This is a genomic window from Nostoc mirabile CHAB5784 (assembly GCF_020829645.1).
Classification (GTDB): domain Bacteria; phylum Cyanobacteriota; class Cyanobacteriia; order Cyanobacteriales; family Nostocaceae; genus Nostoc; species Nostoc mirabile.
Map to the genome: position 1 here is coordinate 39,610 of NZ_JAIVFS010000030.1, position 16,933 is coordinate 56,542.

Annotated in this window: 5 protein-coding genes; all 5 read right to left on the reverse strand. The window is 39.5% G+C overall.

Annotation, left to right across the window (positions count from 1 at the left end; all coding sequences use genetic code 11):
- The 5 genes from LC653_RS19925 to LC653_RS19945 all read right to left on the reverse strand — a co-directional run bounded on the left by LC653_RS19925 (position 1) and on the right by LC653_RS19945 (position 16,913).
- Entirely contained in the window at positions 1-7,986 is a 7,986-nt protein-coding gene (locus LC653_RS19925; RefSeq protein WP_229496438.1) for a non-ribosomal peptide synthetase, read from the reverse strand.
- The gene (locus tag LC653_RS19930; RefSeq protein WP_229496440.1) at positions 7,983-10,730 is read right to left on the reverse strand and encodes a non-ribosomal peptide synthetase; all 2,748 of its coding nucleotides are present in this window, start codon (positions 10,728-10,730) and stop codon (positions 7,983-7,985) included. The genes LC653_RS19925 and LC653_RS19930 overlap by 4 nt, the downstream gene beginning before the upstream one ends.
- A gap of 56 nt (positions 10,731-10,786) precedes the next feature.
- Positions 10,787-12,043 (reverse strand): diaminobutyrate--2-oxoglutarate transaminase, encoded by a 1,257-nt coding sequence (gene ectB, locus LC653_RS19935; RefSeq protein ID WP_229496485.1) that lies wholly within the window; start codon positions 12,041-12,043, stop codon positions 10,787-10,789.
- An 86-nt stretch (positions 12,044-12,129) separates the two neighbouring features.
- Complete coding sequence (locus tag LC653_RS19940) at positions 12,130-13,530, reverse strand: condensation domain-containing protein (protein ID WP_229496442.1); 1,401 nt, start codon at positions 13,528-13,530, stop codon at positions 12,130-12,132.
- Complete coding sequence (locus tag LC653_RS19945; RefSeq protein WP_229496445.1) at positions 13,527-16,913, reverse strand: non-ribosomal peptide synthetase; 3,387 nt, start codon at positions 16,911-16,913, stop codon at positions 13,527-13,529. Before LC653_RS19945 ends, LC653_RS19940 begins: the two co-directional genes overlap by 4 nt.
- Positions 16,914-16,933 lie beyond the last annotated feature (20 nt).

The following is a 16,933-nucleotide window of genomic DNA, read 5'->3' on the forward strand; positions in this document are numbered from 1 at the left end:
TCAAATATCTCCTATAGCTGCTGTAATGGCATCAAGATCGGTTTGCTCCCATTGGCTTTGCTGAAACTCAGCGAAATCGGAAGGGGTAAAACCTCCTGCATCAGAAGATTGGCAATGAGTAATCAGCGATCGTAATGCCTCAATAAAGCTTTGAGCAAAAGTTTCAACCGTGGATTGACTATGCAACTGATTGCTGTAAGTCCAGTTCATTTCCAGGCGTCCTTGAGAAATACCGCCGTTAACTTCCAGCAAGTGAGTTCGTTGACTTCGCAAATTACGACTGGAACCACTCGATTCGGTAGCAAAGCCAAATAAAGACGATTGTGGTAAAACTTGGTCAAACTGTCCTAGATAATTAAAAACCACTTCAGCTTTCGGCAAACGACTGATTCGTTCCCTAATTTCCATATCTTTGCTGAGATAGCGCAACACTCCATAACCAATACCTCGATTTGGAATCGCTCTTAACTGCTCTTTAATTGATTTGAGGGCTTTTCCTGGTGAGTCGAAAGCACTGTCAAGACTCAGATGTACCGGGAAGATAGTTGTGAACCAACCCACAGTCCTCGATAAATCTACATCCTCGAATAGTTCTTCTCGACCATGCCCTTCTAAGTCAATTAGTAATGAAGTTTCTCCTGTCCATTGGCTAAATGTTTGTACAAGTGCAGTTAACAACACATCATTAATTTGCGTCTGATAAACTGCTGGCACTTGTTGTAATAAAACTTGAGTTTCTTGTTCACTCAGCGATACAGTCAAAGTACAAGCTGATTTTTCTAGATTGTTCCCATAGTTAAAATCTATGGGTATAGACCTAACAGGTTGCTGCTGTATTGTCAGCCAGTATTCTAGCTCCGAATGCAATGCAGGCAATTGTGCATATTCTTGTAAATAACTAGACCACTGCTTGACAGAAGTTGTTTTAAGTGGCAGTTGTAGTGCTTTGTCCTGACAAATTTGCTCGTAAGCTGTTTGAAAATCTTCTATTAAAATTCGCCAAGAAACTCCATCAACAACTAAGTGATGAATCACCCAAAGTAAGCGACTTGGTTGATTAATACCCAGGTCAAAAAGAGCAATTCGGAATAATGGTCCTTGTGTCAAGTTCAAGCTGGCTTGTAGCTGAACTGACATTTCTTCCATCTGTACCACTTGTTGATCTTTTGGTAGTGCTGACAAGTCTAAATATATTGTTGGTATTAAATTGTCAGGACTGACTATAATCGCTTGAAGACCTAATTCATTTTTTATAAATCGTGAACGTAGCGCATCATGATGCTTTTGTAAAAATTGTACTACCTTTTCTAAAGCTACAGGGTTAATGCGCTCTTTAACTTCTAGCATTACCGCTTGATTCCAGTAGTGTGGTTCTGGTTGCTCTTGTTCAAAAAACCAATGCTCAATAGGTGTTAACTCTAGCGAACCAGTGATTAAGTTTTGTTCTGCTGAAATTTTCTGACTTGTACCACCTACAGCGGCTAGTTTTGCTATGGTTTGGTGTTGAAATAATTGCTTAGGAGTTAAGTGCAGTCCTGCTTGGTCGGCTTTGGATATTATTTGAAGGCTGAGGATAGAATCCCCTCCTAATTCAAAAAAGTTGTCGTTTATACCTATTTTTTCTAAACCTAGTACCTGTGACCAGATAACAGCCAATTGTTTTTCAATGGTCGTCTGAGGTGCGATGAAAGCTTTTTCTAGTTCTGGAGGCACTGTGTCAGGTGCAGGTAATGCCTTACGGTCAACTTTACCATTGGGTGTGAGTGGTAGTGCTTCTAATTTGACAAAAGCTGCTGGTATCATGTAATTTGGCAACTTTGACTCCAAAAAGACACGTAGTTCAGGAATTAGCAGTGTTTGCTCTTTTTGTGGAACTACATAGGCGACTATCCGTTGAGAATCTGCTTGTGAACAATAAACTGCAACTACAGTTTCTCGGACTACGGGGTGTTGAGTAATGAGCGCTTCAATTTCTCCTAGTTCAATGCGGAAACCACGTATTTTTACCTGGTGGTCAATCCGACCAATGTACTCTATTTCTCCATTCGGCAGATAGCGTGCTAAATCTCCAGTTTTGTACAGACGTGCTGCTGCTTTATCACTAAAAGGATTGGCAATAAATTTTTCTGCTGTCAAATCGGGACGGTTTAAGTAACCCCTACCTACTCCCACACCACCAATATAAACTTCACCTGCTACACCTATAGAAACAGGATTGAAATACTTATCAAGTAAATAAATTTGAATATTTGCTATTGGTCGCCCAATCGGAACTGTTTTTTGGTTGCTAAAACTATCTTGACACTGCCAAAAAGTCACATCTACGGCTGCTTCAGTAGGACCATAAAGATTATACAATTGGGCATCAAGTCGATTAAAAAAGCTCTGTTGTAGTTGGACTGTTAACGCTTCACCACTGGCTATGACTCTTACCAAAGACTGACATCTTTCTAATCCTTCTGCTGACAAGAATGCTTGCAGCATTGATGGCACAAAATGTAAGGTCGTAATTTGCTGCTGTAGAATTAAGTTAACTATGTAGTTGGGATCTCGATGACCTTCTGGTTGAGCTACTACTAATCGCGCACCCGTCATCAACGTCCAGAAAAATTCCCACACAGATACGTCGAAACTGAAGGGCGTTTTTTGCAAAACACTATCTGCTGCTGTTAATTGGTAGGTATCCTGCATCCACAGTAAGCGATTGCAAATTCCCTGATGGGTGTTCATTGCACCTTTGGGTTTTCCTGTGGAACCAGAGGTGTAAATGACGTAAGCAAGGCTCTCAACTGTGATGTTGCATTCAGGATTTTCTCTGTTTTCATCAGCGATTAGTTCCCAGTCGCTATCGATGCAAATTACTTGAGCTTTGTTAATTGGTATACTTTCTACTAAGTTCTGTTGTGTTAACAATACACCTGGTCGAGAGTCTTCCAACATATAAGCCAAGCGTTCTTTGGGATAGCTAGGATCTAGTGGTACGTAAGCACCACCTGCTTTGAGGATGGCTAATATTGCAACCACCATAGAGAGCGATCGCTCTACACAAATTCCCACCAATACCTCTGGTTTTACTCCCAGTGATCGTAAGTAATGCGCCAGTTGATTTGCTTTGGCGTTCAGTTCCCGATAGCTCAACTGTTGGTCTTCAAAAACGACTGCGATCGCATCAGGTGTTTTCTCTACCTGCGCTTCAAATAATTCATGGATACATTGTTGTTGAGGATACTCAACTTCTGTATTATTCCACTCCAGTAGTAATTGATGCTGCTCAGATTCACTTAACAGTGGTAATTCCGACAAACGCTGCTGTGGATTCGCAACAATTCCAGACAGCAACATTTGCAAATGAGCCGCCATTCTTTGTATGGAAGTTTGGGCAAATAAATCAGTATTGTATTCTAAATTCCCAACTAATCCTGACTCGGTTTCTGTGATGAATAGGGTCAAATCAAATTTAGCAGTATGACTATCACTTTCCACATGACTCAAAGTCAAACCAGGCAACTCCAAGACAATCGGTGCATTCTGAAGCACAAACATCACTTGAAATAGTGGTGTATGGCTTAAATCTCGCTGTGGTTGTATTTGTTCAACTAACAACTCAAACGGTAAATCTTGATGTGCATAAGCTCCCAATGCTACTTCCCGCAACCGTTTGAGTAGCTCCTCAAAGCTGGGATTTCTAGCCAAATTGGTTCTCAACACCAAAGTATTGACAAAAAAACCAATTAACCCTTCTATCTCTGCTCGATTACGGTTAGCAATGGGTGAACCAACCACAATATCTTCTTGCCCTGTGTAGCGCCATAGCAGTGTTTGGAAAGCTGCTAGCAGAGTCATGAATAAGGTACTCCCCTGCTGCTGGCTTAATTTATTCAGAGAAACAGAGAGTTCCTTAGATAAATTAAATGAGTAAGTTGCACCCCGGAATGTCTGAATTGCTGGTCTGGAATAATCAGTGGGTAACTCTAATACTTTGGGCGCATTTTCTAACTGTTTTCGCCAATAAGATATTTGAGTTGAGAGTACTTCTGCTTGCAGCCATCGTCGTTGCCAAGCAGCGAAGTCTACATATTGTATCGGTAGTTCAGTTAAGGGTGATAATTTTTCATTACAGAAGGCTGGATAAAGTGTTGCCAACTCTTGCACCAGTACGCCGATTGACCAACCATCAGAAGCAATGTGGTGCATCGTCAGTAGTACAATGTGTTCTTGTGCATCGAGACGTAATAGTTTTACTCTTAGTAAATAATCGCTGCTAATGTCAAAGGGTTGTTGTGCTTCTTGTGCAGCCTGTTGCCTGATTTCAACTTCTTGTTTATCTAAAGATAGTTCGCTAATGTCGATTGTTGGTAATCTTAAGGGCTTTGTTTCAGAGATCACAGCTATTGCTTGCCCTTCAACTGTCTGGAAATTGGTTCTCAATGCTTCGTGGCGGCTCAGAATTTCGTTGAAAGTTTGTTGTAGCGCCTTGATGTTTAATTCTCCTTTCAGGCGAACAGCCGCAGGTATGTTGTAGAAGGGACTGTCTGGCTCTAATTGAGCTAGGAACCATAACCTCTGTTGAGCAAATGATAGCGGTAATTGTGGCGATCGCTCAATTGGCTCAATCTTTGTTGTTGCAAGTCCTAAGCCTGCTTTGTTGGCTGCTTCAATTTCTTTGGCTAACTCTGCGATTGTCGGTTTTTCAAATAAACAACGTAAAGGCAGTTCTATTTGAAATACTTGCCGGATTTGGGACATGACGCGAGTGGCGATTAATGAGTGACCGCCTAATTCAAAGAAATTATCATGAATACCTACTTTGTTAAGTCCCAGTATTTCTGCCCAAATCCCTGCTAATAAATTTTCTATTGGTGTGGCAGGCGGAATATAATTGGGTGATGATAGCTGTGTTAATTCTGGTGCGGGCAGTGCTTTCCGGTCAACTTTGCCATTAGGTGTTAGTGGTAACGTCTCCAATATGACAAAAGCTGTTGGAACCATGTAGTTTGGCAACTTTGATTTTAGGAAGCCACCTAGTTCAGTAATTCTTAGTGTTTGATTTTTCTGAGGAACTATATATGCAACTAGTCGTTGAGAATCTGCTGAATCTGAGCGTACTACAACTACTGTTTCTTGTATTCCTTGGTGTTGTGTAATGAGTGTTTCAATTTCTCCAAGTTCAATGCGGAAACCACGTACTTTAACTTGGTTGTCAATCCGACCAATGTACTCTATTTCTCCATTCGGCAGATAACGTGCCAAGTCTCCTGTTTTATACAGACGTGTAGTTTCTTTACTAAATGGGTTGGGTATAAATTTTTCTGCTGTTAGGTCAGGGCGCTTGAAATAGCCTCGTGCAACACCATCTCCACCGATATGCAATTCCCCTGCTACACCAATAGGAACTAACTGGCTGTGTTGGTCTAAAATGTAAAGTTGTGTGTTCGCGATCGGGTGACTAATTGGTACAATCTTACCATCAGTTTTTATCTGAGATGCTGCTGACCAAATGGTGGTTTCTGTGAGGCCGTACATATTCCACAAAGAGGCACACCGATGCAATAATTGATTAGCTAAGTGTGCGGGTAAAGCTTCTCCACCACAGAGAATTTTTAATTGATGATTTCCACTCCAGCCTGCTGTTAGAAGTAGCTGCCAAGTCGCTGGTGTGGCTTGCATAACTGTAGCTTTTGAGTCTATCAGTTTTGCTGACAACTGCGTTCCATCGGAGGCGATTTCTCGACTGGCGATTACCAAGCGAGCACCTACTATGATTGGTAAGAAAAGTTCTAGCGCAGCAATATCAAAGGATATAGTGGTGAGTGCTAGTAAGGTATCTTCCTCAGTTAAACCTGGGGTTTGCCTCATTGAGTACAAAAAGTTGCTCAAAGTGCTGTGGGGGATTTGTACGCCTTTGGGTTTGCCTGTTGAACCAGAGGTGTAGATGACATAAGCTAGGTTGTTAGTACTTAGTTCAGAGAATAAATTTTCTTTGCTTTGTTGGGCAATGCTCTGCCAGTCAGTATCTAAACAAATGACTTGCGCTTTGTGTTGGGGTATTGTCTCCACAAACGAGGCTTGAGTGAGCAACACTGGCGCTTGAGTATCTTCTAGTATAAAAACTATGCGTTCTTGAGGATAACTAGGGTCTAACGGTATATATGCACCACCTGCTTTGAGGATGGCTAATAGTCCGATGAGCATAGAAAGCGATCGCTCTACACAAATTCCCACCAATACCTCTGGTTTTACTCCCAGTGAGCGCAAATAATGAGCTAGTTGATTTGCTCTAGTATTTAGTTCATAGTAGGTTAATTGCTCATCTTCAAACACAACTGCTACAGCATCAGGTGTTTTTTGCACCTGCGTTTCAAATAATTCATGGATACATTGTTGTTGAGGATATTCAACCTCTGTATCATTCCACTGTTTGAGTAATTGATGTTGCTCAGATTCACTCAACAATGGTAACTCCGACAAACGCTGCTGCGGATTCGCAACAATTCCTTCAAGCAAAGTTTGCAAATGAGCCGCCATCCGACATATTGTATTTTCATCAAACAAATCAGTATTATAATCTAAAGCTCCATCCAGTCCCTCCTCTGTTTCTGTAATATGGAGTATTAAATCAAACATGATATCGCGATTACTGTCAGTTTCCACAGACCCGAAAGTTAAACCAGGCATCTCTATATCAGATATTGGTGCATTATGAAGCACAAACATCACTTGAAATAGAGGTGTGTAACTCAAATTTCGCTGTAGTTGCAGCTTATCTACTAACAACTCAAAAGGCATATCTTGGTAATTATAAGCTCCTAAAGTTGTTTCACGTATACGCCTCAGCAATTCTTGAAAACTAGGATTACCACTCAAATTAGTACGTAACACAAGGGTGTTGACAAAAAAGCCAATTAGTTGTTCAATATAGTCCTGATTACGATTAGCGATGGGTGAACCAACTAAGATATCGTTCTGACCACTGTAGCGATGTAGTAATATCTTAAACCCCGCTAATAAGGTCATGAAGAGAGTCGCATCTTCATTGCGGCTAAGTGTCCTTAACGCTCGTGTTAAGTCTAGGGATAGAAAAAATGATTTTCTTTTACCTGAGAAAGTCTGAATTGCTGGTCGGGGATAGTCTGTGGGTAATTGCAAGACAGGCAAATTTCCACTCAGCTTTTCTTTCCAGTAAGTGAGGAGATTGTCAAGAACTTTTCCCTGTAGATACTGTCGTTGCCAAACAGCAAAGTCTGCATACTGAATAAATAATTCAGGTAATGGTGAAGCTTGATTCTGAGAGAAGGCTTTGTAGAGTGCTGTTAATTCATTATTAATTATCCCCACTGACCAACCATCTGTAATAATGTGGTGGATTAATAACAATGAGATGTGTTCTTCTTCACTTAACTTTATCAGAATACACAATAGCAATGGGCTTTCAGTTAAGTTAAATAATTCTGATGGATCGAGATTATCAATAAGCCTTTGAATTTCAATTTCCCGCTCTGCTTCTGGTAATTCTTGCAAATCGACTACAGGTAAGGATAAGCTTAAAGTAGGATGAATTATTTGAACTGGTTGCCCTTCTACTGATATAAAATTTGTTCTAAGTATTTCATGTCGCCGCACTATTTCATTGATGGCACATTCCAGTACTCCTACATTCAGTGAGCCTTTTAAGTATGAAATAGTAGGGACATCAAACACCTGACTAACTTGTGTCAATTGTTCTGTAAACCAGGTACGCTGTTGAGCAAATGATAGCGGTAAATTTTCCTGCCGTTTTAGTGGGCGAATAGGCTGCTTATCAGCAACTAAAGCTACACTGTTATTGCCCAAGAAAGCGAGGATATCTTCTTTGCGTTCAGCTAGTTCTTCTTTGATAACTGGTGTCAGCACATCTTTTGGAGCGCTACAGCGTAGACGATTCTCTTCAACCCAGAGTTTGACATCAAGACTGCAAAGATAAGACAAAAACTCTTCAATAGCTTTCATAATTCTATCTCCTCGCGGTCATTGTCTAATGCATCTGTAGAAATAAGCTGTAGTTGTTGGACTGTAAGCATCTTCTCGATACGTTCTACCAGTTGAGCTACTGTAGGTGCTTCAAACAAACTGCGTAAAGGTAACTCTACCTTAAATGCTTGACGCAACCTGGAAATAGCTTGGGTCGCGAGTAAAGAGTGCCCACCTAAATCAAAGAAGTTATCGTGAATACCTATATGCTCTTGCTTTAGTATCTGACTCCAGATGTCAGCGACTATCTCCTCTGCGGGATTACGGGGTGCAACGAAGCCAAATTCAGATTCATTCTTGAAATTTGGTACAGGTAATGCGCGACGATCTACTTTACCACTGGGGCTTAGAGGTAATCCTTCGAGCGGTACAATAGCAGAGGGTATCATATACCCTGGTAGTTTTTCTTTGAGTAAATCGCGTAACTGTTGAACTAGTTCGCTACTAGTTGGGTCATCCTGATGAAACTCAGGGCTAGGAACAACATAAGCCACTAAGCGTTTATCATCAGGGTTCTCTTCTCTAAATACAACTACAGCTTCCCTAACAGCTCGGTGTTGACCCAAAAATGCCTCAATCTCTCCAAGCTCAACCCGGAAGCCACGAATCTTCACTTGATTATCAATACGTCCGAGGAATTCTATATTCCCATCAGTAAGCCACCTTCCTAAATCTCCAGTTTTATAGATTAAATCTCTACGATTATCTGGTAAGTTCTTCCTAGTATCTGTAAACGGATTGGGAACAAAGCTTAAATTAGTTTTTTCTTCATTTTTCCAGTAACCATCACCTACACCAATTCCCGATACACAAATTTCTCCAGGAACACCAATAGGTAATAGTTCCATTTCCTCATCAAGAATGTAGAGATTTAAGTTTGCTAATGGTTTACCAATTGGAACTGTCCGCTGATTTTCTGGCAAAGGCTTGTTAATAATAAACTCGGTAATATCATCAGCAGCTTCGGTGGGGCCATAAACATTAACAATTTTGATTTCGGGATACATTTGGAGCCACTTATTTACCCAACTTACTGATACCGTTTCACCCCCAACAATCATCCATTTCAAATCAGGTAATTCTCTTTCATGACTAGGTAGCTGGGAAGTATATTCAAGGAAGCCTACAAATAATGCTGGTACTAATTCAACAACTGTAATTTTTTGTGCTTTCAGTACCTTAAATAGGTTGTCAGGAATAGCAACGGTTTCTATATCTACAATTACTGTTTTTCCACCTATTAAAAGTGGTGCCAAAAATTGCCATACAGAAATATCTGTGGAAGAAGGAGCGCTTTGCAGAAAACAAAAATCCTGCGTTAACTCCAACTCATCGACTTGGGCATAAATATGATTGATTGCGCCATCATGCCTGACAATTGCCCCCTTGGGTAATCCTGTAGACCCGGAAGTATAAAGCATATAAGCTGGGTCTACAGCATCATTAATATGTTCTACATTATCATTAGGCAGTTGAGCAAAATCCAATTTGTTATATATCTTTAATCCTACTTTATTAGCAAGATTACTTTTGTCAACAATGATGTCATCTAAACAAATAATAGATGATAACTTTGAACAATTTTCTACTAAATACGATAAGACATTTAATAGTAAATAATCTGTTAATACAAATCTAACTTCGCTATTAGATAGCATATATTGAATTCGATTTTGTGGATAAGTACTATCAATAGGTACATATGCTCCACCTGCCTTGTATATAGCAAGGATAGCAACTAGGAAATTTATATCGCGGTCTTTAAAAATGCCTACAAACTCTCCTTTTTTAACTCCTAATCTCTGCAATAATCTAGCTAGTTTATTAGCTTTTTGATTTAGTTCTTGATAAGTTAATTGAGTTCCTTTATGAATAACAACTATATTGTTTGGAGTCTGATATACTTGCTTCTCAAATAATTTATTTATTGTTTGCTCAACTGGGTACTCCTTAGCATTGTTGTTATATGATTTTAGCAACTGATATTTATCAGGTTCTTTCAATAAAACAATATCTGATATTTTAGTATCAATATTATTGATAATGCTTTCAACGACATTGGTATAACATCTAATCATCGATTTTATACTTTCATTTTGAAATAAATCTTCCCTGTACTCTATATTGGCACTAATATTTTCACCGTTAACTTTCAAAGAAATTGTTATGTCATTATTGAGTTGATTTAAATTAGTTTTACTATGAATATTATCTAGTAAAATTACTATATCAAAAAATGGACAACGATTAGGAATTTTTGGTATTTCTAGCAATTTAATTAATTCATCAAAATTATAGTTTTGATTGTTGTAAGCACCGATAATTGCGTCTTTTACTTGAAAAAGAAAATCTTTAAATGAAAGTTGAGGTTTTACTTGAGTACGTAAGGGAATAACTTTAGTATTTACGCAATTTGTACTAATTTCCTCGTATATAGGTATTCCAACAATAACATCATTATTTCGAGTATATTTTTGCAACAATATCTTCAATGCAGATACAAGTATCCAGTACGTTGAAAAGTAAGAGCCTTTAGTTAGTTTAATGATTCCTTTAGATAAATTATTTGGTAAATCAAAGCTAAGAGATTTGTTATTAGCACTAGAAAGTAAAGGTCTTACATAGTCCAGCATCAGATTTGTTTCTGGCAAATTTCCCGACAATTTATTTATCCAATAAATTTTTTGAGATAATAAGTCATTCGAGTGTAGATGTAGATCCATAGTTCTTATCCTTAATAACCAATTGTTTGCTGAGTTATAAACACTAATATATAAATTTACTGTGATATGCAATTATCAAAAACTTTTTTGATAATTGAACAACCTTTTTGTAATGTAGACATATCAATTACCAATGGGGGCATAATTTTAATTACGGTATCATTTCTACCTGCTAGTTCAACTATTAAACCTAGCTCAAAACAACGAGAGGTTATACTTTTGGCTAAACTGTTACCGCCAAAATTTTTAACATCAATACCCCAAATCATGCCAATTCCACGTACTGCTATTTTTTCACTAATTGATGCTATTTCTTGAGTGAGAAAATTTTTCAAGAAAAGCTCTTTAGTTTTGACATGCTCTTCAAGACTACTACTTTCTCTATATTCTAAAGCAGCTGTTGCTCCTATAAATGCCAACTGATTACCCCTAAAAGTACCACTATGCTCACCCGGTTCCCATATATCCAAATCTGGTTTTATTAATAATAGCGACATTGGAAACCCATACCCACTAATAGATTTAGAGAGTATTACCATATCAGGAACGATATCTGCTCTTTCAAAAGAAAAGAAAGACCCTGTTCGCCCGCAGCCAACTTGAATATCATCGCAGATTAATAAAATATCATGCTTGTCGCATAACTTTCTCAGTCGTTGCATCCAGACAATAGGAGCTATAACAATTCCACCTTCTGCCTGTACTGTTTCAAAGATAATTGCTGCTGGTTTTTCAATTCCCGAATTGACATCATTTAAGACTGTTTCTATATATTCTATTGTGTCAAAAGTTTCCATGAATCCATAGGGATAAGGCATAAAAGTTACATTACTTGATGTCCCAATTACCCCGGCTCGGATTCCGATATTACCAGTAATCGATAAGCTACCTAAAGTCATTCCATGATATGCTCCCATAAAGGAGAATATACCTGATCTTTGTTTGACTTTCCTCGCTAATTTTAAAGCCGCTTCAACTGCATTTGTTCCTGTTGGCCCGCAAAACTGAATGCGATAATCTAGGTTTTTTGAACTTAATACTACCTCATCAAACTTGGCTAAAAACTTCTCTTTAGCTGAAGTATACATATCTAAAGCATGGGCAATTCCATCGGCATCTAAATATGACATGACTTTTTGTTTTATGTAGTCATGATTATGTCCATAATTTAAAGCGCCGGCACCAGCAAAAAAATCTATATATTCTTCGCCTGACTCAGCATAAACTATAGAATCTTTAGCTCGATGGAATACAGCAGGAAATTTTCGGCAATAGCTTCTGACGTTTGATTCGTGCTTCTCAAATATATTCATGAAAATTTTATTTTTGGGATTGCAAAATACATTAATAAATTTTGAAGTCAAAATCCTTGATATTTAAGGATTTATTTCTTAGCCATTTAATTGGCCAAAACAAAATCGAAGTCCAATGACATTTCTTTGTCTAACATTAATAATTTTATATCAGGTGTTTGCTCCGTAAGCAACAATAACTCCTTAAGATGTACTTTAGGATTCGTCACCATGCCTTCGAGCAATATTTTTAAATGCTCTAATATATTAATGATTGTTGCAGCATCAAAGCGGCGAAAATCATAATTAATTCCAATCGTCAGTTCTAAGCCAGGATACCCAACTATAGTTAGAGGATAATTTGTTTTGTAATAACTAGTTTGCTCAGAGATGTTTAGACTTCCCCATTCTTGCAGAAACTTGCCTGTTTTTTGGTTCTCAAACACTACAAAGCTCTCAAACAATGGTACATTACCCGGTACTTTACTGCACTTTTGAATATCTACCAGTGGAGAATACTCATACTCTCGAACTTCTACCAATTGAGTTTGTAATTGCTGAAGCCAAGATAATAAATACTCGTCCAAATCTATCTTGATGTTTACTGGTAAGGTATTAACCATTTCCCCTACCATTGACTCCGAGCGCTCTAAATCTACTGGACGACCAGAAGTAGTACAGCCATAAATTACTTCATTTTTGCCACTGTAACTACTAAGGAGTATAGCCCAAGCTCCCTGAACTAGTGTATTCATAGTCAGGTGATGCTGTCTTGCTAATGAATCTAGATTCTTTGTAGTTGCTGCTGATAGACTGATTTGTATATCCTCATAGCGTTCTTCTAAATTAGACAAGTTGTTTGAGTATAGGTTAGTTAGGGGAGTAGGCTCTTTTACTCCACTGAGTTGTTGTCGCCAAAACTCCTCTGCTTTGGATAAATCCTGCTGTTTCAACCATTTGATGTAGTCTTTAAAGGAACTGCCCTCTGCTAAGGATGGATCTTGACCCCGACAATATGCTTCATAAATTTCAATCACATCATTTAATACCAATGGATATGACCAACCATCTAGAATGATCAGGTTGCTACTCCAAACAAGATAGTAAGCGTGTTCTTGAATCTGGATTATAGCCACACGCATTAGAGGTGCTTGGGAAAAATCAAAACGCCGCAGGCGATCGCTGTCGATAAAAGATTTTAAACGCTCTTGTTGTTCTAATGGATTGAGTTCCTGCCAATCCTGGTACTCTACAGGTACTTCTACTTGCTGATGCACAACTTGTAATGGTTTATCTAATTCTTCCCAATAGAAGCTGGTACGCAAGATTGTGTGTCGGCTTGCGACTTGCTGCCAAGCATATTTAAAAGCAGCAAGATTCAGATTACCACTAAAAGTGTAGACAAACTGCATATGGTATAGTCCCATTTCCGGGGCGTGCAAACCATGAAAGAGAATACCATGCTGTATTGGAGATAGTGGGTATATATCTTGGATATTTTCTCTCATTTTGTTTTATTACTCCCTGAGTTGATTTTTCCCAAAAACCGTTCGAGGTCTTGTTGGTTTAAGTCTGCTTCTGGAAAGTCAAATTGTATTGGTGTAAGAGAGACTAAGCCTGTGATGAGTCCTTGTTCAGCTTGGTTTACCTTTTTTATAACTGCTACAGATGCCAAATCAGCAACTGTTTGATGTTGAAATAACTGTTTAACGGTCAGTTGTAAACCAGCTTTGTTCGCTTTAGTGATAACTACAATAGCAAGGATAGAATCCCCGCCTAACTCGAAAAAGTTATCCAAAATACCCACTTGTTCTACACCAAGCACTTCTGCCCAAATTTCAGTCAGCTTGGCTTCTACAGAATTACGCGGTGCTACTAGTTCTTTGTCTAATTCTGGTCTTGCTGTATCAGGTGCGGGCAGTGCTTTCCGGTCAACTTTGCCATTAGGTGTTAGTGGTAACGTCTCCAATATGACAAAAGCTGTTGGAACCATGTAGTTTGGCAACTTTGACTTTAGGAAGCCACCTAGTTCAGTAATTCTTAGTGTTTGATTTTTCTGAGGAACTACATATGCGACTAGTCGTTGAGAATCTGCTGAATCTGAGCGTACTACAACTACTGTTTCTTGTATTCCTTGGTGTTGTGTAATGAGTGTTTCAATTTCTCCAAGTTCAATGCGGAAACCACGTACTTTAACTTGGTTGTCAATCCGACCAATGTACTCTATTTCTCCATTCGGCAGATAACGTGCCAAGTCTCCTGTTTTATACAGACGTGTAGTTTCTTTACTAAATGGGTTGGGTATAAATTTTTCTGCTGTTAGGTCAGGGCGCTTGAAATAGCCTCGTGCAACACCATCTCCACCGATATGCAATTCCCCTGCTACACCAATAGGAACTAACTGGCTGTGTTGGTCTAAAATGTAAAGTTGTGTGTTCGCGATCGGGTGACTAATTGGTACAATCTTACCATCAGTTTTTATCTGAGATGCTGCTGACCAAATGGTGGTTTCTGTGGGGCCGTACATATTCCACAAAGAGGCACACCGATGCAATAATTGATTAGCTAAGTGTGCGGGTAAAGCTTCTCCACCACAGAGAATTTTTAATTGATGATTTCCACTCCAGCCTGCTGTTAGAAGTAGCTGCCAAGTCGCTGGTGTGGCTTGCATAACTGTAGCTTTTGAGTCTATCAGTTTTGCTGACAACTGCGTTCCATCGGAGGCGATTTCTCGACTGGCGATTACCAAGCGAGCACCTACTATGATTGGTAAGAAAAGTTCTAGCGCAGCAATATCAAAGGATATAGTGGTGAGTGCTAGTAAGGTATCTTCCTCAGTTAAACCTGGGGTTTGCCTCATTGAGTACAAAAAGTTGCTCAAAGTGCTGTGGGGGATTTGTACGCCTTTGGGTTTGCCTGTTGAACCAGAGGTGTAGATGACATAAGCTAGGTTGTTAGTACTTAGTTCAGAGAATAAATTTTCTTTGCTTTGTTGGGCAATGCTCTGCCAGTCAGTATCTAAACAAATGACTTGCGCTTTGTGTTGGGGTATTGTCTCCACAAACGAGGCTTGAGTGAGCAACACTGGCGCTTGAGTATCTTCTAGTATAAAAACTATGCGTTCTTGAGGATAACTAGGGTCTAACGGTATATATGCACCACCTGCTTTGAGGATGGCTAATAGTCCGATGAGCATAGAAAGCGATCGCTCTACACAAATTCCCACCAATACCTCTGGTTTTACTCCCAGCTTTTGCAAATAGTGTGCTAATTGATTCGCTTTGGTATTAAGTTCGCAGTAGGTTAACTGTTCCGAGTCAAATACTACTGCTACAGCATCGGGTGTGCGTTCTACTTGCGCTTCAAACAACTGATGAATACATTGCTGTTGAAAATATTCAACTTCAGTGTTATTCCACTCTAGTAATTGATTTAACTCATCTGCCGTCAATATTGGTAAATCTGATAATCTTGCTTGTGGATTTGCTACAATCCCCTCTAGCAAAGTCCGGAAATTCTCTACTATCCGAGTAATAGTTTCAGCATCAAACAAGTCGGTGTTGTATTCTAATAACCCCCTCAATTCTGGCTCTGCATCTACTATGTGCAGAGTTAAATCAAACCTAGCACTCTGAGTATGAGTAGGTAGCCAATTCAGAGTTAAACCAGGTAGTGTCAGTTCCTTTTGAGTATCTTCCTGCCAGGCAAACATCACCTGAAACAAAGACATATGACTGAGATTTCTATCTGGTTGCAGTTCTTCTACCAATTGCTCGAAAGGTATATCTGCATGAGCATACGCACTCACACACACTTCGCGCACTTTATTCAGGAATTTTAAGAAACTTGGATTACCAGAAAGATGAGTCCGCAGCACAAGGGTATTGACAAAAAAACCAATTAACCCTTGAATCTGGCTTTGATTGCGGTTAGCAATTGGGGAGCCAACGCAGATATCTTCTTGCTCAGTGTAGCGGTGCAACAAAGCTTGAAACGCCGCCAACATAGTCATAAACAGGGTTACCCCTTCGGCGTTGCTCAGATCCCTGAGCATATCAGTTAGGCTCGCTGATAGCTCAAAAGAAGCAACTGCGCCTTGGAAGCTTTGGACTGGTGGCCTGGGACGATCTGTGGGCAGAGCTAAGGTTGCAGCACCTGCCAACTGTTGCTTCCAATAGTCAAGCTGCGTCTTTTGTAATTCCCCTTGCAACCACTGACGCTGCCAAATAGCAAAGTCTGCATACTGAATGGGTAATTCAGGAAGAGGGGATGTTTTGCCTGTAGAAAAGGCTTCATAGAGTACTACTAATTCACGGATTAACAATCCTATAGACCAGCCATCAACAGCAATATGGTGGATCGTGAACAGCAGCAAGTATTCTTTGGCACTTGTTTGTAGCAGCATAGCTCGCAGCAACGGAGCAGTTGCTAAGTCAAAAGGTTTTTGAGCTATCTCTGTTGTTAACTGCTCGATTTGTGCTTGTCGTTCAACTTCTGGCATCAAGTGCAAGTTCACCACTGGCAGCTTTACGGTTACAGCAGGATGAATCACCTGAACTGCTTGTTCCTCAATTGTTTCAAAAGTAGTACGTAACGCTTCATGGCGTTGCACAATCTCGTTGAGACTTTTTTCTAACGCATCCACGTTGAGCGCACCCAAGAGATGTACACACGCTAGTTCACTATAGTAAGGATTGTCAGGATCTAACTGATGAAGAAACCACAGCCGTTGTTGGGCAAAAGATAGGGGAGCAGGACTTGTTTGGGAACGTCTGGGAATAACTTCTAATTGAGAATCAACTTCACCCCGCAGCCGTTTTTCGAGGAGCGATCGCTGAGTGAGTGAAAGTTTTGACCGTCGTTGTAAAAGTTTATCTTTTGTGTTGTCCATAATGTCCCTATTAAGTTACA